The sequence below is a fragment of the Streptomyces sp. NPDC059668 genome (genome assembly GCF_042734135.1).
Lineage (GTDB): Bacteria > Actinomycetota > Actinomycetes > Streptomycetales > Streptomycetaceae > Streptomyces.
On sequence record NZ_JBHWEL010000014.1, the window covers coordinates 142,759 to 156,334 of the forward strand.

At 69.1% G+C, this 13,576-nt stretch carries 9 protein-coding genes; 5 read left to right on the top strand and 4 right to left on the bottom strand.

The window, feature by feature from the left end; translation table 11 throughout:
* Positions 1 to 335: 335 nt before the first annotated feature.
* Positions 336 to 1,361: an ATP-dependent 6-phosphofructokinase gene (locus ACFV2J_RS13895; protein WP_168530304.1), complete on the bottom strand. Its 1,026-nt coding sequence runs from the start codon at positions 1,359 to 1,361 to the stop codon at positions 336 to 338.
* Positions 1,362 to 1,762: 401 nt separating this feature from the next.
* Between ACFV2J_RS13895 and pta the strand changes: the two genes are divergently transcribed.
* From pta to ACFV2J_RS13915, 4 genes are all read left to right on the top strand, one after another.
* The gene (pta, locus tag ACFV2J_RS13900; protein WP_385438686.1) at positions 1,763 to 3,841 is read left to right on the top strand and encodes a phosphate acetyltransferase; all 2,079 of its coding nucleotides are present in this window, start codon (positions 1,763 to 1,765) and stop codon (positions 3,839 to 3,841) included.
* 113 nt (positions 3,842 to 3,954) lie between these two features.
* Entirely contained in the window at positions 3,955 to 5,172 is a 1,218-nt protein-coding gene (locus ACFV2J_RS13905) for an acetate kinase (RefSeq protein ID WP_385091474.1), read from the top strand.
* A 73-nt stretch (positions 5,173 to 5,245) separates the two neighbouring features.
* The gene (pyk, locus tag ACFV2J_RS13910; RefSeq protein WP_385438690.1) at positions 5,246 to 6,679 is read left to right on the top strand and encodes a pyruvate kinase; all 1,434 of its coding nucleotides are present in this window, start codon (positions 5,246 to 5,248) and stop codon (positions 6,677 to 6,679) included.
* A gap of 346 nt (positions 6,680 to 7,025) precedes the next feature.
* The gene (locus tag ACFV2J_RS13915; protein WP_385091479.1) at positions 7,026 to 7,211 is read left to right on the top strand and encodes a hypothetical protein; all 186 of its coding nucleotides are present in this window, start codon (positions 7,026 to 7,028) and stop codon (positions 7,209 to 7,211) included.
* A 516-nt stretch (positions 7,212 to 7,727) separates the two neighbouring features.
* On the opposite strand, the gene ACFV2J_RS13920 is transcribed toward ACFV2J_RS13915, so the two are convergent.
* From ACFV2J_RS13920 to ACFV2J_RS13930, 3 genes are all read right to left on the bottom strand, one after another.
* Positions 7,728 to 8,666 (bottom strand): transposase, encoded by a 939-nt coding sequence (locus tag ACFV2J_RS13920; RefSeq protein WP_385091482.1) that lies wholly within the window; start codon positions 8,664 to 8,666, stop codon positions 7,728 to 7,730.
* 134 nt (positions 8,667 to 8,800) lie between these two features.
* Positions 8,801 to 9,610 (bottom strand): IS5 family transposase, encoded by an 810-nt coding sequence (locus ACFV2J_RS13925; RefSeq protein WP_385091488.1) that lies wholly within the window; start codon positions 9,608 to 9,610, stop codon positions 8,801 to 8,803.
* 611 nt (positions 9,611 to 10,221) lie between these two features.
* On the bottom strand, positions 10,222 to 12,687 hold the full coding sequence (locus ACFV2J_RS13930) for a PA14 domain-containing protein (protein ID WP_385438695.1): 2,466 nt from the start codon (positions 12,685 to 12,687) through the stop codon (positions 10,222 to 10,224).
* Between the two features lie 265 nt (positions 12,688 to 12,952).
* Here ACFV2J_RS13930 and ACFV2J_RS13935 point away from each other — a divergent pair.
* Positions 12,953 to 13,576: transglutaminase-like domain-containing protein (locus tag ACFV2J_RS13935; protein WP_385438698.1), on the top strand; the 624-nt coding region annotated here is incomplete at its 3' end.

Consider the following 13,576-nt stretch of genomic DNA (forward strand, 5'->3'; position numbering starts at 1 on the left):
CGGCTTCGCGCCGGGGCTGCCGCTCCGCGGCAGGGCTTGTCGGCACCGGTTCTTCGAGGCCAGACCCCCGGGGCCCGCCGGACCTGGACCCGGACCCCGACTCGGACCCACGGCCGACTGACTGCCCCGGCCACACGCCCGGCTCCACGCGCTCCACGGCCGGGCCACCGACCGATGGCCGGGACCCCCGTACCCGGGCGGGACCCCCGTACCCAGGGCGCGACCGCCGGTCCGCCGCACCGCCGGGGCCCCGGCGTACCGGGGCGCGCCCGGACACGCGGGGCCCGAAGGCGCCGGGCCCGGAAGGCGTCGGCCGCCCCGCCGGGAGGCATCCGCTAGAAGACCGACTCCGCCTCGTCCATCCGGTCCTTCGGGACCGTCTTCAGCTCCGTCACGGCCTCCGCGAGCGGCACCATCAGCACGTCGGTGCCGCGCAGCGCCGTCATCCGGCCGAAGTCACCCCGGTGGGCGGCCTCCACCGCGTGCCACCCGAACCGGGTCGCCAGGACCCGGTCGTACGCGGTCGGGGTGCCGCCCCGCTGCACATGGCCGAGGATGACCGGCTTGGCCTCCTTGCCGAGGCGCCGCTCCAGCTCGTACGCCAGCGCCGTGCCGATGCCCTGGAAGCGCTCGTGGCCGAACTGGTCGATCGCGCCGTGGCCGTAGTCCATGCTGCCCTCGACGGGGTGGGCGCCCTCGGCGACACAGATGACCGCGAACTTCTTGCCGCGGGCGAAGCGCTCCTCGACCATCGCGACGACGTCGGCGGGGTCGAAGGGACGCTCGGGCAGACAGATGCCGTGGGCACCGGCCGCCATGCCGGACTCCAGGGCGATCCAGCCCGCGTGCCGGCCCATGACCTCGACGACCATCACGCGCTGGTGCGACTCGGCGGTCGTCTTCAGGCGGTCCATGGCCTCCGTGGCCACGCCCACCGCGGTGTCGAAGCCGAAGGTGCGGTCCGTCGAGGAGATGTCGTTGTCGATCGTCTTCGGGACGCCGACCACCGGCAGGCCCGCGTCCGACAGCATCCGCGCCGCCGTCAGGGTGCCCTCGCCGCCGATCGGGATCAGTACGTCGATACCGAACTCACGCGCCATGTCCTGCGCGTTCTCGCAGGCCTCACGGAGCCGGTCGCGCTGCAGCCGCGAGGAACCGAGGATGGTGCCGCCGAGGGCGAGGATGCCGCCGACGTCGTTCAGGTCGAGGGTGCGGTAGCGGCCGTCGAGCAGGCCCGCGTACCCGTCCTCGAATCCGATGACCTCGTCTCCGAAGGTGGTGACCGCTCGGTGCACGACCGACCGGATCACTGCGTTGAGGCCCGGGCAGTCGCCGCCTGCGGTGAGAACTCCGATACGCATCGTGCTGTGTCTCCTGCTCGCTGCTGGTTCGTGTGAGCCGGTCCGATTGTTTCATGACCCCAGGACGGTCGCCGATTCCGCCCGAGGCCCTCCGTCGCTGCGCCCCGGGTGCCATTCTCGACCCGTTGCCGGTCAGGCCCGGGTCAGGCCCCGGTCAGGCTCGGTCAGGCCCCTGTCGGACCTCCGCCAGACGTCTGTCAGACCTCTGTCAGACCTCCGTCGGACGCCTCCAGGAAGTTCGCCTTATCCACCCGCGGGGGTATTGTCAAGAGGGTTCCGCTCACCACGGTGGGCCATTTGCCGAGCCCGAAAACGGCATACGAGCCGCGTGACCGCGCACCAGACCCCGACAAGAACACCTCACGTCACCTAACACCCCACGCCAAGGATGGAGAGCACGCGTGACCCGCAGTGTCTACGTGACCGGGATCGATCGCGGCGACGGCCGCCAGGTGGTCGAGCTGGGCGTCATGGAGCTCCTGACCCGCCAGGTCGACCGGGTGGGCGTCTTCCGTCCGCTCGTCCACGACGGCCCCGACCGGCTCTTCGAACTGCTGCGCGCCCGCTATCGGCTCGCCCAGGACCCGGCGACCGTCTACGGCATGGACTACCACGAGGCGTCCGCGCTCCAGGCCGAGCAGGGCACGGACGAACTGGTCTCCACCCTCGTCGACCGCTTCCACCTGGTCGCGCGCGACTACGACGTCGTCCTGGTCCTGGGCACCGACTACGCCGACACCCAGTTCCCGGACGAGCTCTCGCTGAACGCGCGGCTGGCGAACGAGTTCGGCGCCTCCGTGATCCCCGTGGTCGGCGGCCGCGGGCAGACCGCCGAGTCCGTGCGCGCCGAGACCCGCAACGCGTACCGCGCCTACGACGGACTCGGCTGCGACGTGCTCGCCATGGTCGTGAACCGGGTGGCCCCGGCCGACCGCGCCGGGCTCGGCGAGCGGCTCGACTCCCGCCTGCCCGTGCCGTGTTACGTCCTCCCGGACGAGCCCGCGCTCTCCGCGCCCACCGTCGCCCAGATCACCCACGCCCTCGACGGCAAGGTGCTCCTCGGCGACGACGCGGGGCTCGCCCGTGACGCGCTCGACTTCGTCTTCGGCGGCGCCATGCTGCCGAACTTCCTCAAGGCCCTGACCCCGGGCTGCCTGGTGGTCACCCCCGGTGACCGCGCCGACCTGGTCGTCGGCGCGCTCGCCGCGCACAGCGCGGGCACCCCGCCGATAGCCGGAGTCCTGCTCACCCTGAACGAGCGGCCCAGCGACGAGGTCCTCACGCTCGCCGCCCGGCTCGCCCCCGGCACCCCGGTGATCTCGGTCGCCGGTACGTCCTTCCCCACCGCCGCCGAACTCTTCTCCCTGGAGGGGAAGCTCAACGCCGCCACGCCCCGCAAGGCGGAGACCGCGCTCGGTCTCTTCGAACGGTACGTGGACACCGCCGATCTGCTCAGGCGCGTCTCCGCGCCGAGCAGCGACCGCGTGACCCCCATGATGTTCGAGCACAAGCTCCTCGAACAGGCACGCTCCGACAGGCGGCGGGTGGTGCTCCCCGAGGGGACCGAGACGCGCGTCCTGCACGCTGCGGAGGTGCTGCTGCGCCGGCGCGTGTGCGACCTGACGCTGCTCGGGCCGGTGGACCAGATCCGCAAGAAGGCCGCCGACCTCGGCATCGACCTGACCGGCTGCCGCCTCGTCGACCCGGTGACCTCGGAACTGCGCGGACGCTTCGCCGAGAGGTACGCCGCCCTGCGCGCCCACCGGGGCGTCACGGTCGAGCTGGCGTACGACGTCGTCGCCGACGTGAACTACTTCGGGACGCTGATGGTGGAGGAGGGGCTGGCCGACGGCATGGTGTCCGGCTCCGTGCACTCCACCGCGGCCACCATCCGGCCCGCCTTCGAGATCATCAAGACCAGGGCGGACACGAAGATCGTGTCGTCGGTCTTCTTCATGTGCCTCGCCGACAAGGTCCTCGTCTACGGCGACTGCGCCGTGAACCCCGACCCGAACGCCGAGCAGCTGTGCGACATCGCCATCCAGTCGGCCGCCACCGCCGAGCAGTTCGGCGTCGAGCCGCGGATCGCGATGCTGTCGTACTCGACGGGCACGTCCGGCTCGGGAGCCGACGTCGACAAGGTGCGCGAGGCCACGGATCTCGTACGGCTGCGGCGCGACGACCTGAAGATCGAGGGGCCGATCCAGTACGACGCCGCCGTCGAGCCCTCCGTCGCGGCGACCAAGCTGCCGGACTCCGACGTCGCCGGGCAGGCGTCCGTGCTGATCTTCCCGGACCTCAACACCGGCAACAACACCTACAAGGCCGTGCAGCGCTCGGCCGGCGCGATCGCGGTCGGTCCGGTCCTGCAGGGTCTGCGCAAGCCCGTCAACGACCTCTCCCGCGGCGCGCTCGTGCAGGACATCGTCAACACGGTCGCCATCACGGCGATCCAGGCCCAGACCCCGGCCGCCGGATGACCGCCGCACCGGGCGGCCCGGCCCGGCCCGCGAGCACCGGCCCCCACCCGGCGTCCGCCCCCGGCGACGACCGCGAACCCGAAACCGGAACCGACCCAGAAGGCATCCCCGCAGTGACCGCCACCCGCGTCCTCGTCCTCAACTCCGGCTCCTCGTCGCTGAAGTACCAGCTTCTCGACATGCGTGACAGCGGCCGCCTCGCCACGGGCCTCGTGGAGCGCATCGGCGAGCGGACCTCCCGGCTGAAGCACACGGCGCTCACCACGGGCGAGACCCGGGAGACGACCGGCCCCGTCGCCGACCACGCCGCCGCCCTCAAGGCCGTCGCCGAGGAGCTCGGCCGGGACGGCCTCGGTCTGGACTCCCCCGAACTGGCCGCGATCGGCCACCGGGTCGTGCACGGCGGGAGCTCCTTCACCGAGCCGAAGATCGTCGACGACGCCGTGCTCGCGGAGATCGAGCGGCTGATCCCGCTCGCCCCGCTGCACAACCCGGCGAACCTGACGGGTATCCGTACGGCCCGGTCGCTGCGCCCCGACCTTCCCCAGGTCGCCGTCTTCGACACCGCCTTCCACACCACGATGCCGGAGTCGGCCGCGCGCTACGCGATCGACGTGAGCACCGCCGACGAGTACCGCATCCGGCGCTACGGCTTCCACGGCACCTCGCACGCCTACGTGTCGCGGGAGACCGCGAGGCTCCTCGGCAAGGCGCCCGCGGACGTGAACGTCATCGTGCTGCACCTCGGCAACGGAGCCTCCGCGTCCGCCGTGCGCGGGGGCCGTTGCGTGGACACCTCCATGGGGCTCACGCCACTGGAGGGGCTCGTCATGGGGACGCGGTCCGGCGACGTGGATCCCGCGGTCATCTTCCATTTGACGCGCGTTGGCGGGATGTCCACGGACGAGATCGACACTTTGCTCAACAAGAAGAGCGGCCTGATCGGTCTGTGCGGCGACAACGACATGCGGGAGATCCGAAGCCGTGTCGACGAGGGCGACGAGCAGGCGCGGCTCGCCTTCGACATCTACATCCACCGCCTGAAGAAATACATCGGCGCCTATTACGCGGTACTGGGCCGGGTGGACGCGATCGCCTTCACCGCGGGGGTCGGCGAGAACTCCGCCGCGGTGCGCGAGGCCGCGGTCGCCGGTCTGGAGGGGCTCGGCCTGGCGGTCGACGCCGGCCTGAACGCGGCTCGAGGGGACAAGGCCAGAATCGTCTCCCCCGAGGACGCACGGGTCGCGGTCGCCGTGGTGCCGACCGACGAGGAACTGGAGATCGCCACGCAGACCTACGCACTCGTGGGCGCGCCCCACGACCTCACCTGAGCGGCATCGCGCCCCTTTGTATCTTCCGCCAGACGGAATATTCCGCAGCGAAACAAACCGATAGGATCGCCCCATGCGCCGTTCGAAAATCGTCTGTACTCTCGGCCCCGCGGTCGACTCCCACGAGCAGCTCGTCGCGCTGATCGAAGCCGGCATGAACGTGGCCCGCTTCAACTTCAGCCACGGCTCGCACGCCGAGCACCAGGGGCGCTACGACCGCGTCCGGGCCGCCTCGGCCGAGACCGGCAGGGCGATCGGTGTCCTCGCCGACCTGCAGGGCCCGAAGATCCGCCTGGAGACCTTCGCCGAGGGACCGGTCGAGCTGGTGCGCGGTGACGAGTTCACCATCACCACCGAGGACGTGCCGGGCGACAAGCAGATCTGCGGCACGACCTACAAGGGCCTGCCGGGCGACGTCTCCAAGGGCGACCAGATCCTCATCAACGACGGCAACGTCGAGCTGAAGGTCGTCGAGGTCACGGGCCCCGAGGTCAAGACGGTCGTCATCGAGGGCGGCGTGATCTCCGACCACAAGGGCATCAACCTGCCCGGCACCGCCGTGAACGTGCCGGCGCTGTCCGAGAAGGACGTCGAGGACCTGCGCTTCGCCCTGCGGATGGGCTGCGACATGGTCGCCCTCTCCTTCGTGCGCGACGCCGACGACGTGAACGACGTCCACAAGGTGATGGACGAGGAGGGCCGCCGCGTCCCCGTCATCGCCAAGGTGGAGAAGCCGCAGGCGGTCGCCAACATGGACGCCGTCGTCGCGGCGTTCGACGCCGTCATGGTGGCCCGTGGCGACCTGGCCGTCGAGTACCCGCTGGAGAAGGTCCCGATGGTGCAGAAGCGCCTCGTGGAACTCTGCCGCCGCAACGCCAAGCCGGTGATCGTCGCGACCCAGATGATGGAGTCGATGATCACCAACTCGCGTCCGACCCGCGCCGAGGCGTCGGACGTGGCCAACGCGATCCTCGACGGCGCCGACGCGGTCATGCTGTCCGCCGAGTCGTCCGTGGGCGCGTACCCGATCGAGACGGTCAAGACGATGTCGAAGATCGTCGTGGCGGCGGAGGAGGAGCTGCTCTCCAAGGGACTGCAGCCCCTGGTCCCCGGCAAGAAGCCGCGCACGCAGGGCGGTTCGGTCGCCCGCGCCGCCTGCGAGATCGCCGACTTCCTCGGCGGCAAGGGCCTGGTCGCCTTCACCAAGTCCGGTGACACCGCGCGCCGGCTGTCCCGCTACCGCGCGTCCCAGCCGATCCTGGCCTTCACCACGGACGAGGGCACCCGCAACCAGCTGACGCTGAGCTGGGGCGTCGAGTCCCACGTGGTGCCGTTCGTCAACAGCACCGACGAGATGGTCGACCTGGTCGACCAGGAGCTGCAGAAGCTCAAGCGGTTCAACGACGGCGACGTCGTCGTCATGACCGCCGGCTCGCCCCCCGGCGTCCCCGGCACCACCAACATGGTCCGCGTGCACCACCTGGGCGAGAGCGGCCGCACCGCCTGACCCGCGGTCCCCGCACGCATCGAGGGCGCCTCCTGGTTCCAGGGGGCGCCCTCGGCGCGTGCCGCCGCGCGAGGGCTGGACCGAAGAGGGTCCCGGGCACGTGGCCCGGGCCCCTCGGCGGCACCCGCCGGACGTCAGACCTCGGCCACCGCGTCGACGAGGCCGAGCGCCAGTGCGTCGAAGTTCTCGCGGTAGAAGCCCAGGCGGATGTGGAACGGCTCCTCAGCTTGTGCTTTAACCAACGGCCGCATCGCAGTCGGCCTCGGGCGGTTCGGCCCCCTCCGCCGAAGGTAGGTTGGCTTCTGTCGGCGGTGGCTGATTGACGTAACGGCGCGAAGGGGCTGGCGTGACGCAGGAGATGGATATCCATGTCGGGACCGACGTGCGGATTACCGGTGGACCGTTCACAGACTTCACGAGCCCCGTCGTGGCTGTTGACCATGTTCGGGGCCGTGTCGAGCTGAGGGTAGACATCTTCGGTGACGCGACCAGGATCGACATCCCCTTGTCGGGTGTCGTGAGGGTTGTCTGATCGTGCCCCTCACGGTCTGATCTGGTCGCGTTCGCTGATGGTCTCCGGGCGCCGGACAGTTTTGCCCACGTCGTAGCGGGTGGCTGGCCGCTGGTTCTTCGACCCGAGTGGCCTGCCGGGGCCAGGCCGCGACGGCTTCGGCGCACGGGCAGGGCAAGGCCGGGCGGAGGTTCCTAAACCCCCGGCGGACCCGGGCCGGGGTGAGCCTGTTCGGTTCCATCGGTCGCTCCCAGGGCCGGCGGACGTCCTCGGCGAGCGGCCGGGCGAGACGGAGCTGGGTGTGCGCGACGACGATCAGCCAGGTCCACCGGTCTGCGGCTTGTGGGGTGCGGAGCTTCGGTCGGGTCCAGCCGAGGGTCTGTTTGATCATCCGGAATGTGTGCTCCAGGTCGAAGCGTCGGAGGAACGCCTGCCATCGCAGATCGGCGTCGGGGCCGGCCATGCCGGTGGCGGAGGACCAGAGCCACAGCGGCAGCGGGTCTCCGCCGCCGGGCAGGCGGTCGACCTCCAGGCGGATCAGCGTCCCCTCGATGATGGGGAGTTCGCTGTCGTGGTCGATCCACGCGGAGCGGGTGGTGAGCCTTGGGTGGATGCGATCCCACGCCATCGCCCGGGCGGAACTGTAGCGGTCGGTGACCTGGACAGTCGCCGCGTCTGGGTCGCCCCAGGTGGCGGGCTTGGCGAAGCGGAACTCCTTGCCGTGCTTGGGTGGCCGGCCGCCTTGGGGATACGCCAGGGCGTACTCCATCTGTGTGGGTGTCGGCCGTCGCATGACACGGTCCGATCGCATCCGTCCCAGGACTCGACGGGCAGCCCGTCGAGAAGGTAGGCCATGCGCGGGGCGTCGTAGCCGGCGTCGAAGACGATGAGGACGTCCCGATCGCCCTCGCGCCAGCGGCCGCCGGCGACCAGGTCCTCGACTACCCGGCGGACTTGGCGGGCGGTGATCTCGGCCACGTCGTCCTCGGGGCCGAGTCGGACGGCGTCCAGCAGCTGGCACCAGGAGGTGCGGCCTGCTTCAAGAGCGGCGACGAACGAGTACGGCCAGCCCGGGATCATCAGGTGCTGGTCCCGGCCGCGGCCGAAGGTGTGGCAGAACAGCCGGTCCGCGCTGCACTCGGCATCCGGCCGCAGCCAGTTGGTCACGTCCACAGCCAGGACAAGCCGGCCATCGGCCGCTTCCGGCTGGGGCAGCGCGGCCAGCGTGCGCCTCAGCCCGTCGATGTCGATGCGGCCGTGGTTGAGAGCGTCGTACAGGGCGCCGTGCCCGCGGCGGTGCTCGGCCAGCAGCGTCAGGTCCACCGCGGCGGTCACCGGCCCGTCCGCGCACAGCAGCGCGTCCGCGAGCTCGAACAGTTCGTCACGCCGCGCGGTCAGACACGCGAAGAAGTCCTCCCGGAAGTGTGACGCTTCCGCGAACGGCTCCCGCTGGACATCGTGGTGCAGCAGACTCATTCTCCGCGGCCTTCGTCGAGTTCAGGTGCGTCCTTGGTCGGAGCACATGATCAGACCAAGGCCGTACCCACGTCCGGCGAACTCCCAGACGAGCGACCCCGTTCGGGACATCGTTCGAGGGAAGCCGGGCAGGTTCACACTGCCTGAGCGGGAACAGCCCGATGATGATGCCGGGCGGCCAGGCGGCGGTTCATGAGGGCGATCATCGACCAGCGGATGACGGCTTCGCTGGTGTCGGTGCGTCGTTCGTAGTCGCGGACCAGGCGCCGGCTGCGCAGAAGCCAGGCGAAGGACCGTTCCACGACCCAGCGCCGCGGCAGGACCTGGAAGCCGCGGACATCGTCCGAGCGGCGGACGACGTCGAGAACGATTCCCAGGTGCAGGGCGGTCCAGTCGGCCAGGTGTCCGGTGTAACCGCCGTCGGCCCAGACCCGACCCAGCCGCCGGAAGTTCCTCGTCGCCGCGGGCAGCAGGATCCGGGCGGCGTCCCGGTCGGTCGTGGATGCCGGGGTGACCTGCACCTCCAGGAGGAGTCCGAGGGTATCGGTGAGCAGATGCCGCTTGCGTCCGTTCATCCTCTTGCCCGCGTCGAACCCGCGTGAGGCGTGGGCGACGGTGGCGTCCGCCTTCACCGACTGCGAGTCCACGACCGCGGCACTGGGTTCCGGGCCGCGGCCCTCGCCGGTGCGGACCGCCTCACGGAGCCGTTCGTGCAGCTCGGTCACGAGGCCGGCATCCCGCCAGCGGGCGAAGAAGGCATAGCCGCGCGGCCAGGGCGGGAAGTCGGCTGGCATCGCCCGCCACTTGATGCCGTTGTCGACGAGGTAGCGCACCGCGTCGATCATCTCCCGGTGGCAATAGCCTTCCGGCCGGCCGCCCCGGCCCGCCAGCCATCCCGGAACCGGCAGCAGATCCCGCACCAGAACCCACTCGGCATCACTCATGTCCGAGTCGTACCGCGACCGCCGGACCGGCCGGTCGGCCGCGTTCCCGAACCTGTGGGCGAGGCAGTCACACCCACGGGTGGACGAACTGGACTCGGCGACCACGACCACGCGACACTTCGACAACAGGGCCTCTTGATTCTCGCTGGACTCGACATCCGCGAGCTACCAAGAGGCCCTTCCTCCATGCACCCGCATCAGACAACTCACTCGAACCAGGCCCCCGTTCGAAGCCGTCCGACCGCGCGGGCGGATAGAGAACAGTCAGTGATCAGCGGGGCCACACCCGTCACTCTCGAAATGGCAACGACTCCTACCAGCGGCTGACGCAACGAAGATGAAGGGCGCGCCGGTTGTACTCGCCAGGCGCACTGGTCGTGCCTCTGCCGGGCGGACTGCGGCCCTGCTTGGCGACGACGCCGTCCGCGGAGTGGACGGCAATCAGTTTGCGGACAGTGGCCTGGTGCAGTCCGATTTTTCTGCCGATCGCTGCCAGTGAGTGCTGTTCCGCGCCGAAGCTGTGCTTTTACGAGCGTGGCCTCAGCGCGGTTGACGAGCGGCGGACAGACGAGGTGGGGTGAGGATTCAGCGCCGAGGAGGGCTAGTTGGCTTCACAGTGAGTAGCCGTAGCTCTGGGCGCCGTGTGTGATAGCGGCGGTAGTGCCGTCTGGGCGAACCCCGGTGATGCGGAAGTAGGTCGTGTCGGCGCGGTTGAGGGGTACGTACGACGCGTAGATAGGGCCCTTGGAACCTGCGATCGTCTTGATTCGGTTATACGTGTTCGTGGAGGGGTTCCATGCGTCCACGTGGTATTCGGCAATGTTGCTGCACAGAGCCTCATCGTCGCACCGCCACTGCACGGTCCCGAGGTTGCCCGCATTTTCGGAACTGGTGATGGTGAGCGGTCCCGTGTCCGCGTTGCGGGCTTCGGCGGGCCTGTTGTCGGGTTCGGTGATGGTGACGGTGGAGGCGGCGGCCCAGGGGATGTGGTTGTCCCAGGGGTCGAGTGCCGCAACGAAGAAGGTCACCGTTTCGCCGTCGGGAGGTCCCGCGCACAGCAGTGCGTTCGGGACATCTCTTGGGGGAGCGGCCCAGTCTGCGGCGTCGAAGCATCCGCTGTTGTCGTAGTGAATGCTGCCGTCAGCCCGTCGTACGACGCGGGCAGCTACGTAGTGCAGGTCGCTTTCCGCTGGTGCGTCCCAGCTCAGGACGATTCCGTCCGCGCGAGGCGTCGCTGTCAGGCCGGTCAGGGCGGGGGGCGGAACGCTGTCGGGAGTCACCGTGACGGGTTTCGACATGGGAGACACGTTGCCTGCGGCGTCTGTGACCTGGGCGGCGTAGGTGTAGGAGGTGCCGTCGTATGCAGGCAGCTCATCCGTGAAGCTGTCGGTCGTCGCTGAGGCTGCGGTCACTGTGGCGATGAGCTTGGGGGTGTCGCCGAGCGTCTGGCCAGTGGAACGGTAGATGCGGAGGCTTCCACCGGTGCGCACCTCTTCCACCGTGGCCGCGGGTCCGAACCAACTGAGGATGAGAGAAGTGCTGGTGCCGGACTTGTGGGCGACCTCGAGGTCGGGTGCCGACGGCGTGATGGTGTCCTGCGGGGTGATCGTCAGCGTGGGGCTGAGCTGAGACTGGTTTCCTACGCGGTCAGTGGCCCGAACGGCGTATTGGCGCGGTATGCCGTCGTGCGAGATCTTGAGAGGGTCGGTCCAGGCGGTTTTGTTGCTGGGGCCCATGGAGATCCAGCCGCTGTCCCCGATCTGGCGGTACACCTGGTACGGGTAGGCGGGGAGATCCATTTCTCTGCTGGGTGCCCAGGTGAGGGTCGCCGTTCCGGCGCCCTCGTCGTAGACCACCTTGGTCCTGGCCGGCGGGAGTGGGGCGACACGGTCCGGGCCCGATGCGGCGGGACCGTAGCTGAAGTTGACGGCGGCAGCACCGTTCCAGTTGACGTAGTCGACACGGAGTACGTGTGTCCCTGGAGGCATCGTGAGGGTGGCGGTTTTGGAGACGGTGGTTGAGCCGTTCTTCCAGAGGTCGATCTTGCGGACGCCGTCGAGGTAGACGCGGATGCCGTCCTGGCCTGAGGCGTTGAATGCGAAGGGGCCGCCGGAGCCGAAGTCGCGTGTGACCTGCCAGCGGACTCCGAAGTTGTCGATACCGACGCCAGATACTCCGGGCGAGTTGTTCCCCCAGTTCTCACCGATTGAGGCATCCGTGTCGGTACGCGATGGGGTGCCCGTGAAGGTGGTGTTGGCGAAGTACTGACGCAGGAAGGTGGGATTGCCGGTGACTGAAACGTCGGTCGTTCCCGGAGAAGCGTTGCCCGACTTGTCGAACGCGCGGACCTCGTAGACGTGGTCGACGGTGCCGGCCGTGGTGTCGGTGAAGGTCGTGCCGGTGACCGTGGCGATGGGACTGTCGAACGAGGCCTGGTCCGGGGCGCGCCGGTAGACGCGGTACCCAGCCACGTCCATCTCCTTGTTCGCCGACCACCGCAGGACGTTCCGCTTCGAGGCGGCGTCCCGAGCGATCGCGAGCCCGGACGGAGCGAGCGGCGTAACCGGGTCCAGGCCAGCTCCCGCGCGAGGGGTGTAGGTGAACTTGACGGCGGCGGCGCCGTTCCAGTTGACGTAGTCGATACGGAGCGTGTGTGTGCCCTTGGGGATGGTCAGGTTGATCGTCTTGGAGACGGTGGTTGAGCCGTTCTTCCAGAGGTCGATCTTGCGGACGCCGTCGAGGTAGACGCGGATGCCGTCCTGGCCTGAGGCGTTGAATGCGAAGGGGCCGCCGGAGCCGAAGTCGCGTGTGACCTGCCAGCGGACTCCGAAGTTGTCGATACCGACGCCAGATACTCCGGGCGAGCTGTTGCCCCAGTTCTCACCGATCGAGGCGTCGCAGTCCGTACGCTTTGCCGCTCCGGAAAAACTGGTGTTCGCAAAGAACTGTCTGGTGTAGGAGTTCGTCGCGCACGACGCGGCCGACGCCTGCGATGTGGCGCCCGCCACGAGACCACCCGTCAGTGCGACCACAGCCGCGGTGGCGGCGGGCAGACGGGATCTTCTGACATTGCTCACTGAGTCCCCTTTTGAACACATGACTGTCCTGCGGACAGTCGTATCGACATAGGGATTCATGAGATCAACCTGAGGTTGTACGTTGAGCAGGTTCTTGCCGATTCCGTTATGGAAGCCTCACCTTGGCATTTAACCTCCGACCTTGAACGGAGGGTTGTGTGGGGTCACTCACCTGGGAATGTGCGGGGGGAAAGCGGACGGTCGCGCGTGTGGGCAGGTGTCCGCCTGTGGACATTTTCGGGGGAAATTTGACACGGTGGCGCACATGCCAATGCCCAGCCTCGCCTCGGACGCCGCTGCTTTCTACGCTGCCCAGAGTCTGTTCTCCGACCCTAGGGACCTCGCACCGCTCTATGCTGTCCTGCCCGCCGATCCACACGAACTTGCGCGGGTTGCGCGGGACTTGATGGTCCACCGCTTGGAGGGCGACCTCTTCCAGTACGCCATCCCGCAAGATCGTCTCCACAACGACGCCGAGACGCGCTACATCGACGACATCCTGCGGATCGTCATCTCGCGCAACGATGCTTCGCTGGCCCAACGCCGCCAGGTCGGCGACCGCTTCGTCGGTGTCTGCCGTGACTTCGCGCTGCTGCACTGCTCGTTCCTGCGGTACGTGGGCATACCCGCCCGGATCCGGTCCGGCTTCGCCGACTACTTCGGTGCGGACGGCTTCCACTTCGACCATGTGGTCACCGAGTACTGGGACCCCACGCGAGGCTGGCTGCTCTCCGACCCCGAGCTGGCAGACCCTCTCGTCCTGGAGGCTCATCAGGTGGGCTTCGATCCGATGGACGTCCCGCGCGACCGCTTCCAGGTCGCCGGTGATGCCTGGCAGCGGATCCGCGCGGGCGAGGCCGATCCGAAGTCGTACGGGCTTCCGCTGGCC